General features: G+C 62.4%; 10 protein-coding genes and 1 tRNA gene (1 of these 11 running past the window's edge). 8 read left to right on the top strand and 3 right to left on the bottom strand.

The genetic code is table 11. The annotated features are described in order from the left end of the window. The 5 genes from SPR01S_RS14520 to SPR01S_RS14500 form a co-directional block, all read left to right on the top strand. Positions 1 to 130, top strand: the final stretch of a protein-coding gene (locus SPR01S_RS14520; protein ID WP_066590565.1) for a hypothetical protein. 152 nt of this gene lie to the left of the window's left edge; the window shows 130 of its 282 coding nt (coding positions 153–282); its start codon lies beyond the left edge, outside the window; its stop codon occupies positions 128 to 130. 192 nt (positions 131 to 322) lie between these two features. Further along, on the top strand, positions 323 to 1,438 hold the full coding sequence (locus SPR01S_RS14515; RefSeq protein ID WP_066590564.1) for an ABC transporter permease: 1,116 nt from the start codon (positions 323 to 325) through the stop codon (positions 1,436 to 1,438). Further along, positions 1,438 to 2,241, top strand: coding sequence for an ABC transporter ATP-binding protein (locus SPR01S_RS14510; protein ID WP_066590595.1), 804 nt, complete (start codon positions 1,438 to 1,440; stop codon positions 2,239 to 2,241). Before SPR01S_RS14515 ends, SPR01S_RS14510 begins: the two co-directional genes overlap by 1 nt. Beyond that, positions 2,241 to 3,191, top strand: a complete 951-nt coding sequence (locus SPR01S_RS14505) for an MlaD family protein (protein ID WP_066590563.1) — start codon at positions 2,241 to 2,243, stop codon at positions 3,189 to 3,191. Before SPR01S_RS14510 ends, SPR01S_RS14505 begins: the two co-directional genes overlap by 1 nt. A gap of 1 nt (position 3,192) precedes the next feature. Further along, positions 3,193 to 3,774, top strand: a complete 582-nt coding sequence (locus tag SPR01S_RS14500; protein WP_066590562.1) for an ABC-type transport auxiliary lipoprotein family protein — start codon at positions 3,193 to 3,195, stop codon at positions 3,772 to 3,774. A 9-nt stretch (positions 3,775 to 3,783) separates the two neighbouring features. Here SPR01S_RS14500 and SPR01S_RS14495 read toward each other — a convergent pair whose 3' ends face one another. Further along, a complete protein-coding gene (locus SPR01S_RS14495) occupies positions 3,784 to 4,680 on the bottom strand; it encodes a peptidylprolyl isomerase (RefSeq protein WP_066590561.1) in 897 nt (298 codons plus the stop codon). An 89-nt stretch (positions 4,681 to 4,769) separates the two neighbouring features. On the opposite strand from SPR01S_RS14495, the gene SPR01S_RS14490 reads away from it, so the two are divergent. Together SPR01S_RS14490 and SPR01S_RS14485 are read left to right on the top strand one after the other, a co-directional pair. Further along, positions 4,770 to 4,860, top strand: a tRNA-Ser gene (locus tag SPR01S_RS14490). Between the two features lie 182 nt (positions 4,861 to 5,042). Then, positions 5,043 to 6,386, top strand: coding sequence for a tyrosine-type recombinase/integrase (locus SPR01S_RS14485; RefSeq protein ID WP_066590560.1), 1,344 nt, complete (start codon positions 5,043 to 5,045; stop codon positions 6,384 to 6,386). 225 nt (positions 6,387 to 6,611) lie between these two features. Here the strand turns inward: SPR01S_RS14485 and SPR01S_RS21645 are convergent, their stop codons facing one another. Beyond that, positions 6,612 to 7,925 carry a hypothetical protein gene (locus tag SPR01S_RS21645; protein ID WP_157082270.1) on the bottom strand — a complete coding sequence of 438 codons (1,314 nt, stop codon included), beginning with the start codon at positions 7,923 to 7,925 and terminating at the stop codon, positions 6,612 to 6,614. Between the two features lie 851 nt (positions 7,926 to 8,776). On the opposite strand from SPR01S_RS21645, the gene SPR01S_RS14475 reads away from it, so the two are divergent. Next, on the top strand, positions 8,777 to 10,564 hold the full coding sequence (locus SPR01S_RS14475; RefSeq protein WP_066590558.1) for a RiPP maturation radical SAM C-methyltransferase: 1,788 nt from the start codon (positions 8,777 to 8,779) through the stop codon (positions 10,562 to 10,564). Here SPR01S_RS14475 and SPR01S_RS14470 read toward each other — a convergent pair. Then, positions 10,540 to 12,363, bottom strand: a complete 1,824-nt coding sequence (locus SPR01S_RS14470; RefSeq protein ID WP_169803438.1) for a RiPP maturation radical SAM C-methyltransferase — start codon at positions 12,361 to 12,363, stop codon at positions 10,540 to 10,542. The two genes, SPR01S_RS14475 and SPR01S_RS14470, sit on opposite strands and share 25 nt — an antisense overlap. Positions 12,364 to 12,500 lie beyond the last annotated feature (137 nt).

Below are 12,500 nucleotides of genomic sequence, written 5' to 3'. Positions count from 1 at the left end.
GTGGATCGCCATCCTCGCGGCGGTCGGCGGATTCGGCGCGACGATCATGATGGCGGCGGCGCTGATGGGGCTGGTCTTCCTAAGCTCGGGCAGCGGTCATGACGAGGATGTCGACCGCGTCGATCCCTAGCCGCGCTGCTATACATAGCCGCTCCTATATATAGGTGTCGTATATATAAGTGTCGAAACGGTTTGCCGCACCGCCCGGCATGCACGGCATAAGAGCATGCCGGCCAGTCAGGCCCGCGCTGCGCGATGCCTTGGAACGACCACGCCACAAGTTATTGCCGATCCAGTCGTAATCGACCATGGATGGAAGCGGATGAGCGCTCCAGCTGCCTTTACCGACGATTCTGCCGGCGGCACCCTCCGCTTCACTGGTAGTCTGTCGCTCGCGAATCTCGGCGATTTGCCCGAGCGCCTGGCGGCGTATGACGGCAAGGTCGAGCATATCGACCTAGCGGGGATCGAGCGGCTCGACACGATCGGCGCCTGGACGATCCATCGACTGGCGCAACGCACCGGTGCGGACATCAAAGGCCTGAACCCCGACGCTCAGCATCTGTTCGATCAGGTCCAGGCCGCCGACCAGCCGGTCAGCATCCGCGGCCAGCATGTCCCCGCTTTCTATCGCGTGCTGGGAGAGATTGGCGAAGCGACGATCCAGACGTTCAAGACGATGGTCGGCCTACTTGGCTTTCTCGGCGCGACTACGATCGCGTTTGCCACGATCTTCAAGAGCATCTTCGTTCCGCCCCGCCGCTTCCGTTTCAACGCCACGGTGCAGCGGTTCGAAGTGGTCGGCGTCTCGGCGCTGGGCATCATCGGGCTGATGAGCTTCCTGATCGGCATCGTCATCGCCCAGCAAGGCGCGGTGCAGCTGCGCCAGTTCGGCGCCGAGGTCTATACGATCAACCTGGTCGGACGCCTGTCGATGCGCGAACTCGGCGTGCTGATGACCGCGATCATGGTCGCCGGGCGGTCGGGATCGTCGTTCGCCGCGCAGATCGGCACAATGAAGCTGACCGAGGAAATCGACGCGATGCGGACGATCGGCGTGTCGCCGATGGAGGCTTTGGTCGTGCCGCGCGTGCTCGCGGCGATTTTCATGATGCCGTTGCTCGGCTTTTATTCGGCGCTGATCTCGATCATCGGTGGCGGATTGTTGTGCTGGGCCACGCTCGGCATTCCCCCCGTGACCTATGTCCAGCGCATTCGCGAGGTCGTCCCGATCAGCGACGTCTATGTCGGATTGATTAAGGCACCGGTATTCGGCGCGATCATCGCGATCGCCGGATGTTTCCAGGGCATGATGGTCGAAGCCGATGCCGAACAGGTCGGCCTGCGCACCACCGCGGCGGTGGTCCAGGGCATTTTCCTGGTGATCGTGCTCGACGCCTTCTTCGCCGTATTCTTCTCCTCGGTCGGATGGATTTGATGGCGGAGGACGACCTCGTCATCCGCGTTCGCGGCCTGAAGAACAGTTTCGGCGAACAGGTCGTGCACGAAGGGCTCGACCTCGACGTCCGGCGCGGAGAGATTCTCGGCGTGGTCGGTGGGTCGGGCACCGGCAAGTCAGTGCTGATGCGGTCGATCATCGGGTTGCAGGTGCCCGATGAAGGCGAGATCACCGTGTTCGGCGAACCGACGATCGACCTCGAGGAGAATCAGGCGACCGAGATCCGCAAGCGCTGGGGCGTGCTGTTTCAGGGCGGAGCATTGTTCTCGACGCTGACCGTCGCCGAGAATGTCGAAGTGCCGATCAAGGAATTCTATCCGGAGCTCGATGCGACGCTGCTCGACGAGATCGCGTCGTATAAAGTGGTGATGACCGGACTGCCCCCCGACGCGGGCCCGAAATACCCGGCCGAGCTTTCGGGCGGAATGCGCAAGCGCGCGGGGCTGGCGCGCGCGCTGGCGCTCGATCCCGAATTGCTGTTCCTCGACGAGCCGACTGCGGGCCTCGACCCGATCGGCGCCGCTGCCTTTGACGAGCTGACCTTGTCGCTGCAACGCACGATGGGGCTGACCGTGTTCCTGATCACGCACGATCTCGACTCGCTGTATGCGATCTGCGACCGCGTCGCGGTGCTCGCCGACAAGAAAGTGATCGCGGTCGGCACCATCGACGAGCTGATCGCGTTGGATCATCCGTGGATCGAGGAATATTTCAAAGGACCCCGCGGTCGCGCGGCGGTCGCCACGCAGGAAGCGGGCACGGGCAAGGCAGGGGCTGACTGATGGAAACGCGTTCCAATCATGTGCTGGTCGGCGGGGTCGTCTTGATCCTGCTTGCCGTGCTTTCCTTGTTCATGGTGTGGATCTCGCGCTTCGGCTCGGAGGGCAAGCGCGAATACGACATCCTGTTCAAGCAATCGGTCGACGGACTGGCCAAGGGATCGGCGGTCAATTTCTCCGGCGTACCGATCGGCCAGGTCAAGGACATCAAGCTCGACGCCAAGTCCCCCGAATTCGTCCGGGTCCGCGTGTCGGTCGAGGACAAGACGCCGATCCTGCTCGGCACCACTGCGGCGATCCAGGGCAGCTTCACCGGCCCGTCGACCGTCCAGCTCGACGGCGCGCAGGCCGGTCGGCCGCTGATCGATTGCTCGAACAGCGCGTGCCCGTTGGGCGTGCCACTGATCCCGGCCAAGCCCGGCGGCCTCGGCGCACTCCTGTCCAACGCGCCGCAATTGCTCGAGCGGCTGACGACGCTGACCGAGCGGTTGACCGCCTTGCTGAGCGACCGCAACCAGGCGTCGATCGCCGGCATCCTCGAGAATACCAACCGACTCAGCAAGGCTCTGTCCGATCGCGGGCCGGAAATCGCCGCGACCCTGGCCGAGACGCGGATCGCGATCCAGAAGGCGGGCGTCGCCTCGCAACAGATCGGCGAGCTGGCCGCGACGACCAACGGCCTGCTGGCCAACGACGTCAAGCCGACGCTGGGCAATCTGAACAAGGCGGTGGCGTCGGCGCAGAAGTCGATGGACACGCTGGATGCTGCGATCGGCGACGCCCGTCCCGGGCTGCAAAGCTTCTCCAAACAGACCATTCCCGAGCTCGGACAGCTGATCCACGATCTGCGCCAGATGTCGCAATCGCTGTCGTCGGTCGCCGAAAAGATCGATCGCGGCGGCGCCGGGTCGATCGTCGGCAGTCCCAAGCTCCCAGATTACAAGGGCAAGTGAGATGACGAAGCGCCTTCTTCCCCTGCTCCTGGCTCTGCCGCTCGCGGGCTGCCTCAGCTTTGGCGGCAAGCCGCCCAAGGTATTGCTGACGCTCAATTCCACCGCGGCATTGCCGGTCGGGTCGACCCAGACTTCGGCCAGCGCCAAGACCGTTACCATCCAGGTGCCGGTGGTGCCGCAATCGCTGGCAGTCGCGCGCGTGCCGGTCCAGACCGGCGACCAGCTCGCTTATGTCACCGACGTCGCCTGGGTCGAGGCGCCACAGCGGCTGTTCGCGCGACTGATGTCGGACACGATCGCCGCCAAGACCGGCCGCGTGGTGCTGAGCCCGGCGCAGTCGTTCAGCGATCCGGGTGCGCGCCTTTCGGGCGAGCTGCGCAATTTCGGGATCGACGGCAGCACGCACGAAGCGGTGGTGACGTTCGAAGGCTCGCTGATCCGGAGCGACGCGAGCAAGGTGGAGAAGAAGAAGTTCGAAGCCCGCGTGCCGCTGGCCAAGATCGACGCCAATTCGGTCGGCCCGGCGCTCAACCAGGCGGCTAACCAGGTCGCCGGCGAGGTCGCGGACTGGCTTGGCAGCTGAGCAGACCGGTCAGGTCTTGCGGCGAACCGGCACAGGCACGTTGCAGATATCGGCGCCGCCGGCTGGCACAGTAAAGAATGGCGGCTCGCGGTTCTCGCGCGCGTGCAGGTAGCGCGCGAAGTCGGGGCTGACGGGCGAGAGATATTCGAAATGCGGGCGCTCGCCCGACGGCAAGGCGCTCGCCAGGCGAGCGCTGACGATCGGCGTCGGCTTTTGCCCGTCGCCATAGAAGCCGAGCTTGCCGGTGCCGCGTTCGAGCGACGATAGGGCGTCGATCCCTTCGATCACGCGACCCACCAGGGCGATATTGCGGTCGAGTGCCCGCGGCGCGTGACCGATCACCGCGTAGAGTTCGGCGCTGCTGCCGACCGACGGCGCGAGATCGCGGCCAACCCCGACCATCGCATAGCAATGCGTCAGCCAGCTGCGCTTGCCATCGGATGCCACCGGCCAGCCATCGGCCGAAAACCCGGCGATCGAGGCGAAGCTGTCCGGCCGCGTCATGCGCACCACCGGCCGGCCCCCTGCCCGCGTATATTCGCTCGGTCCTTCGTCGGCGACGCCCTCGGGCAGCTTCTTTTTCTCGGTAACGTCGCCCCATTGCGCGACATAATTGTCCTGGATGCGATAGACGCTGGTGTCGTCCCACCAATGTTTGTTGGCGAGCGTGCGCATGCGCGCGACGTGCTGGGGCGCAAAAGCGGGCGCGAGCTGGATGATCACCTTGCGCCCGTTGGCGAGCGTGAAGATCAGGATGTCATCGTCTGCGATCGTCCGCCACGCCGCGGCCGGTGCCTTGTTGGCGATCTCGGTCGGCGACAGCGGCGCCTTGGCCGTGGGCTTTTTGGGAGTGTCGGCGGCGGGCTCGCCGGCGAGCGCGAGGGCGAGCGAGAGCAGGATAGGCATGGACCGGAAGCTGCCACACGCCCGCCCGATCCGGCAAGCGCTTGCGTGGACGCGCCTGTATCTCTAGGGGCGACGCTTCCCGGCAATGCGGAGCGGTGGCCGAGTGGTCGAAGGCGCTCGCCTGGAAAGTGAGTATACGTCAAAAGCGTATCGAGGGTTCGAATCCCTCCCGCTCCGCCACCGGCCATTCCGCAACGGTCCGTAGAAGACCATTGGGATCGACTTTTTCCTCCTGATTACTGACGCTTAGCAGACCGGTTCGGCTTCGGCCGTCCGTGCCCGTCCATGCCCATCCAACGAATCGGAAGGGCGAAAACGAGGTACGCGCGGTCGAAAAACGAGGTATTTTCGGAGACCGAACCATGCTTACCGATGCCAAGGTGCGCACGGCCAAGCCGCGCCCCAAAGCTTACAAAATTGCCGATGCCAACCGCCTGTTTCTGATGGTCACCCCGAGTGGCGGCAAGCTTTGGCGCTGGAACTACGAATACGACGGCAAGAACAAGACGATGGCCTTCGGCGCCTATCCCCTCGTTTCGCTAGCGGATGCTCGCGAAAAGCGCGACGAAGCCTGGTCGATGTTGTGCGAAAGGCATGATCCCAGTGTCGCAAAAAGGCTGAAGCTCGAGGCGAACCTCGAAGCCGGACGCCAGACGTTCGAACGCGTGGCTCGCGAGTGGTATGAAAACGCCAAGGCGCAATGGGCGACGATCCATGCAGGCGACGTCATCCGCAGCCTCGAGCGCGACGTATTTCCGACAATCGGGTCGTTGCCGATCGCGCAACTCACGCCGCCGCTCATTCTCGGTGTTCTGCGAGAAATCGAGACACGGGGTGCCATCGAGACTGCAAAGCGCGTGCGACAACGCATCTCAGCGGTGTTCGTCTACGCCATCGCCCAGGGGATCGCGACGAGCGACCCTGCCGAAAAGCTGGGCGCGGTGCTCAAGCCGCTGCGAAAGGGTCGGCAGCCGGCGATCACCGACATCGTGCCACTGCGCCAGATGATACTGACAGCTGAGGAGGACAACGCGCGACCGATCACCCGACTCGGCCTCCGGATGCTGGCACTCACCGCCGTCAGGCCGAGCGAACTGCGCGGCGCCGAGTGGGCTGAATTCGAGGATCTTGATGGAAAACTGCCGCTCTGGAGGATTCCCGCAAGCCGCATGAAGGGAGACCTCAGTCGAAAGGAGGAGATAAACGGCGATCATCTCGTTCCGCTCACACCGCAGGCGGTCGCTGTGTTGAGAGCGATCTGGCCACTGACCGGCGGGGGACCACTGGTCTTTCCGAGCAACCGGCATGCACATCGTCCGATGAGCGAGAATGCGATCGGTTATTTGCTAAACCGGGCCGGCTACCATGGGCATCACGTGCCGCATGGATTTCGAGCAGCGTTCTCGACGATCATGAACGAGTGGGCGGAGCGAAATGGCGATCCGCATGACCGCAAGGTGATCGACCTGATGCTGGCTCATATGCCCAAGGACAAGGTGGAGGGCGCTTACAACCGCGCGGCCTATATGCCGCGTCGACGAGAGCTGGCGGAGATATGGGCCAAAATGTTGAGCGAAGGCCTGCCCGATCCCCTGGCCCTAATCGATCGACCCGTGAAAGAAATCGGCGCGCATTCGCGGCGGAGACTGCCCTCGCCCGTCGAGCCAGAATTTCGTTTCCCGTTTCAGCACCGTGTTTCTCGATAACTGCAGGTGGAAGATTGGGGACGTATATTCTGACATGAATAGCGGAAATGAGGACGCCCCCGCATCCTACTACCGCTCAGAGCCCGGCCCAGCCTAGCCGAACTATCTGTGATGACCGGAAACCTATCGCTCCTTCGCGGAGTCTCATCGCGGAGGGCCGCCAACCAGCAGCTGCGTGCTTGCGAGCAACGGTCAATGAGGGCGCCTCAATGGGCGCCCTCAAAATTACTGGGCGTTGTTAGCGATGATCTTCGACGCCGTTCCACTTGCGCCACTGATGCCGCCAAGGCTGTTGTTTTCCAAGGCGTTGCTTGTGATTACATATTGATCCGCGCCACTGTTCACCTGGACGCCGTATTTCTGCCAGGACGGATCGTGAGGACAACCGATCTTATTGCCGGTTACCGTCGCCACTCTCGTGCTCGATTCCAGTGACAGCCCAGACCAGGCCCCGGCCACGCCGCCTCCAGCCGGCGTCGAGTTGCAAAAGATATCCATGTTGGAGATGCTCACCTGGGTAGCGAAACTATCAATCCCGCCGAGCGCTGCGTTTGAACTGAAACCACCCTGAAGCGAGACACGCGAGACGCCGTTCGCGAGATATATATTCGACGCCGTCAGCGAACCGTTGATAGCGAGATCGGTGAAGTGCAAAACTGAACCCTGCTGCACTAGGATGCCGTTCGCATACGGGAAATCAGCCTCGACACCATATAATGTCGCGAACTCCGGACCCTGCGACGCGCCGACACTATTCCTGAACCACAGTCCGACACCGTCCACGGAGGTAAGGTATATTTTGGATCCCGATACCGTAGCGACGAAACCGTCGATAATTAGGCCGTGATGCGAGTTAGTTCGATCACCAGAATCTCCGGAAATAACGAAATCTTTGAACGTGATGACGTCGGAACGACCGTAAGGATCCCCAGTCCCACCTCCGCTCACGAGAAACGCTTGGCATCCAGATCCCCTGCCTGAACCAGTTGCGTTGTATATAACGACATTTTCAATAATTACGTTATTGAAGTCGTTAATGTGCGGGCCGCACCATGGAAAATTTACATACAGATTTGCTAAAGAGAGCTGAGCAACGTTGGATAGATCAAGCGTATACCCACCAGCCTTTTCGCTTTCGTCGAACGTTAAATCGGAAACTGAATTTCCATAGTAATCGAATGTTGCGGAAGATGTTGCATTCGGCGCATGCTCAACAACGGTGTTAAAATTTCCCGAGCCCTTGATTACGGTGCATTTACCGGATCCTCTAAGCTTAATGTTGGACGATACGTGCGTCGTGTCGCCTATGACGATGGGAGCGTTTGTCGTAAATACAGCGCACGGAAAATATACAGTTCCTCCCCCTATCGATCTAATGTAAGATATCGCACTATTTATGCAATCCTGATCGTGACCGGATCCTGGCGAAGTACAATACGGCGCATCAGTAACGTTTACGATAGACGAAATTGTGCCATGGGCGGGCGTATAGGAAAATCCTATTGCGAAAAATGCTAACGCAATTGCGAAAAATTTCATAAGCTTTCCTCTTATTCTTGAAGGATAATACATCTTTTATCACCTCGGATCGCCAACTCCGCAGCCGCCCGTTCACCGCTCCGCCAACACAGAACCCAAACCCCTTTCAGCAGTCGCCGACCAACTGAGTCACGAAACCATAGACCCGCTTCATGTCGACTTGCCCCAATAGGGCTGGAGCTGCGCGCTTGTGAGTCTACCGCGCAGTATCGGGCACAACCTGTTCCGAGATGTGGCTAATTCTGCTTTAGGGTCGTTAGCTGCATGGCTGACTGTAGGGCAGACTCGAGCAGGTGCTGCTGCCTCTTAATCAGCGGGTCCTGACCCTAGCGGCAACAACCGCCAAACATCGTCCGGGACCGCGCGATTCTCCGAGCGATGCCAGCTTACCGCATCTGGCAACCGGGATTGCGGTCATCGATTACCATTCAAACCGGGCGCTGCCATCGACCTGATTCTCGCCCTTCATCGATAGAAGCGACAAAATGGCTTATGAACTTGGGAAGGGCGGCGTGACGCACTTTTCCGCTAGCGTGTGTAGGTAATTCGCCAGTCCCTGAACAGATCGAATCGGGTCAGAAAGTGTCGTCTGTCGAGGGTTTGAGTCCAAGCATGGGAACGATTTTTGGGGTAGGACCACGGATGGACCACGAAAACGACGCGACGTCATAACCCTAGGATTTCTGGGAGTTTTCGGAGGCGATGTGAGTCCTGTAGGCGGCACCATATTGTCGGGATCAAATTGGCCCGAGGGTTCGGCGCGACTAACGCCGAACCGAAGCGCAAGCATACATACGGGTGCGAAAAGACGACCCTTGCGTCCGTCGCCAAACCCGCTTCAAACCGAGCGGATGTCGATCGACCTATGCCTTGTCGTCCCGCCGTTCGCGCAGGTCGAGACTCCGACTTTGGGAGTCGCGATCCTCGCCGCGGCGTGCCGGGCGCGCGGGATGACGGTCGCGGTCGTCCACGCGAACCTGATGCTCGCAGCGCACACGGGCTATCCCGCCTATCGCGACGTCGCCAACAGCAATACCGCGTCGCTAGTGGGAGAGCGCCTGTTCCTGCCGCACGCCTATGGCCCCGGTTCGAGCAGGGAGTTCGATCCGCTCGCGCCGCTTTCGGCGCCGCTTCAGGCACAGCATGACGCGGTCGCTCCCGCGGTGGCTCCGCTGCTCGACGCCGTTTGTGCGCAGATTCTAGCATTCCGGCCGCGACTCCTCGGCATCTCCTCGAGCTACCAGCAGACGCTAGCCGGCTCCGCGATCGCATATCGGATCAAGGCCGCGGCGCCCGCCACGCGCATCGTGTTCGGCGGACCCAATGCCTCCGCGCCAATGGGGGAGGCGCTGGCCGAGATATTCCCCTGGATAGACCATTTCTTTTCGGGCGAGGCGGACATCGTCTTTCCGGATTTCTGCGCATCCGTGCTGGGCGAGAATGGCTATGGGCTGCCCCGTGTGATCCATTGCCCGCCGCTCATGGACATGCGCAGCAGCCCTGCGCCCGACTTCAGCGATTATTTCGCCGATCTGCGCGCGCTGGGCGGCGCGTTGCCCGCGACGCTGCCCGAGGCGCTACCAGTCGAAACCTCGCGCGGGTGCTGGTGGGGAGCGAAGAACCATTGCACCTTTTGCGGGCTCAACGGCGCGACGATGATGTTTCGCGATAAGCCCGCCGCGACGGCGCTCGACCAGATCGACGCGCTCGAGCATCGCTGGGGCATCGGGCGGTTCGCGGTTGCCGACAATATCATGCCGCGGTCCTATCTGACCGAATTGCTGCCCCGGCTCGCCGAACGAGATCATCGCCCGGCCCTATTCTACGAGGTCAAGGCCAACCTCAATTACGACCAGCTCGCGCTGATGGCGCGGGCGGGGATCGACAGGATTCAGCCGGGGATCGAATCCTTATCCTCGCCGGTGCTGAAGCTGATGCGCAAGGGGACGTCCGCGCAGCGCAACATTGCGCTATTGCGCGACTGCCGTTCGCTCGGGATCAGGGTTACCTGGAATTATCTCTTCGGATTCCCAGGAGAGGCCACCGCGCACTATGCGACAGTCGCGTCGCTGATACCGGCGATCGAGCATCTGGAACCGCCCAATGACTTCAGTCCCCTGATCGTCGACCGGTTCAGTCCTTATCACGCGACCCCCGCCGCGTTCGGGATAGAAGGGGTCGAGCCTATCGCGGCCTATCGCGGCCTGTTCCCGTGCGCCGCACGCCTCGACGCGATCGCCTATCATTTCAGGGGCCGCTACACGACCGAGCTGCTCGACGATCCGGACACAAGGCTGGCGATGGGCCGCGCAATCGGGATCTGGCGGTTGCAATGGATCACCCGCGCTGCGCCCGAACTCAAGATCGCGACCGAAGACGGCGCACAGGTGCTGATCGACACGCGCCAGATCGCCACCACCGCGTGCATCCCGTTACCCCCCGAATGGGACCTCTCGCTACGCCTGCTCGAACGCCCCCGCGCGCGTTGCGATCTTGGCGTGGAGGGAGCGATGCTCGACGCGTTGATCGAGCGTCACTGCGTGATCGAACATGAGGGCCTGTTGCTGAGCGTCGTGACCCGCGAGCCGGTCGTTCAGGCGGCTGAGCGCCCCGCCTACGCAAAAAGATCAGCCGCCTGACCGGCAGATTGTTCAACCCTGTCCTGCGCCGGACGGACGACGATGCCGACCAGTTTGTCCTCATGATCGATGACGAAGCCGCGGTGCACCAGCCAGGCTGCGTCGTCGCGAAGCTCGGGCGCGATGGCGTCGCGTGCCCGTGGTCGGTCGAGCGCGATCAGGAGTTGGAGCTGCGCCGGGGTGAGCGGCGTCATCGGCCGCAATGCGACCGCGCGGGTGTCGAGGACGACCGCACCGTCCGCCCGCTCGAACAGTTGGAGGACGGGCGGCGGTCGGCGGGCCGATGCCGCGCGCCAATCGGCGATGGCATTACCCAGACGATCGAGCAGATCGGCGTCGCCGAGCAGTTCGGTCGAATAGTCGCCAACGAAATGATAAGCGATCTCGGAGGTGTCGATCGCGGGGGGATAGAGCGCGCGATAGGCCCCGAACGGCCTTACTGCACCAACCCCGTTGTCGGGATGGCCTCGATAGAGCGGGCTAAAGCGGTCGATGACGATGCGGTGCATCGCATTGGGCGGATCGAGATGAGTGAGCAGCGGCATCAATGTCGCCATCGCCTCATAATCCGCCGCCGCCTCGCCCGGAAAACCGTAGATGATGCCCCAGGCAACGCCGATGCCCGTCGCGGCGCAATCGCGCAGCAATGCGATATTCTGTTGCGCCGACACCCCCTTGCGCATCAGCCGCAGCGGACCGCTGGCCAACGATTCGATCCCCGGTTGAATCATCGCGACCCCGCCGCGCGCCATCGTCTCCACCTCGGCGCGGGTCATGTTAGACTTGACCTCGTAGAACAGATGCAGCCGCGGCTCGCGCTCCGCCAGCCCGGGCAGGAGGTCGGTGAGATAGGGGCGCGGCATGATGTTGTCGGTCATGTAGATCGATGTCCCGCCGCTCTTGGCCAGCGCATCGAGTTCCGCGTGCATCCGGTCCGCCGGCTTGTGGCGGAACGCCATGCCCTCCTCGCCATTGAGCCCGCAAAAGGTGCAATGGCTCTTCGCGCCCCACCAGCAGCCGCGCGAGCTTTCCGCCGTGAGGTAGCGCGGCAGGTTCTGGGGAAGCGATCCTGCGGCCTGTAATGGCCGCATGGTCGCGAAATAGTCGCTAAAGTCGGGCGCCGCGGCCACCCGCATGTCGCGGATCGGCGCGCTGTGGATCACCCGATCGCTCGGCGCGAGCCCGTCGCGGATCAGTCTTTCGCAAAAGTCGGGAAAGTCGATGTCCGACTCCCCGGCGAAGACATGATCGATCCAAGGAAATGCCCGCGCCAGCCCCAGACAGAGCGGCCAGGCTACATTGGCGCCGCCCAGGACGATTCGGATATCGGGCGCCCGTTGCTTCACCCGCAGGGCGATCGTCGAACACGCCATGTTCTGCTGAAAGGTGGAGGACAGTCCGAGGATTCGAGGTTGCATGGCCACGATTTCGTCGACGATCTCGGCGATCACCGGCTCGATCGCGGGCGCGACGCGGTCGAACACCGCCTGAATGTCGGCGGTCGGCGGATCCGGCTGGGGTAGCGTGGCAGCGATGTCCGGCGGATAAGCGAAATCGCGAAAGAGGTGGTCGGCCACCATCGAACGCATCGGTGTCGCCTCGACCGCCTCATAGCTGTCGAGCCCGATCCGTGCGGCGAGCGTCAGGTTGCCATAGACGATACGGGTCGCGAGCCCGCGCTGCTGGCACGCAGCCTTGAGCACTGCGGTGCCGAGCTGGGGGAAGCTGACCGACGCAAAGGGCGGCACGAAAAGGCAGATGTCGGACTGGTCGCGTTCGCCTGTCGCCATGTTCGTCATATCCACCTCCATGCCCCCTGCGGTCCGGATCGCCAAGCCCGTACTACGTGGAAGCACTTGAAGCAGGGTGCGCACTCGTGCGAGCAGGTAGCATGATCCGCCCTGCCCCAGACCTGACCTGGCCACCCGTTTCGGGG

This window comes from Sphingomonas pruni NBRC 15498, from assembly GCF_001598455.1.
Lineage (GTDB): Bacteria > Pseudomonadota > Alphaproteobacteria > Sphingomonadales > Sphingomonadaceae > Sphingomonas > Sphingomonas pruni.
This window is presented reverse-complemented; position numbering and strand designations above follow the sequence as displayed.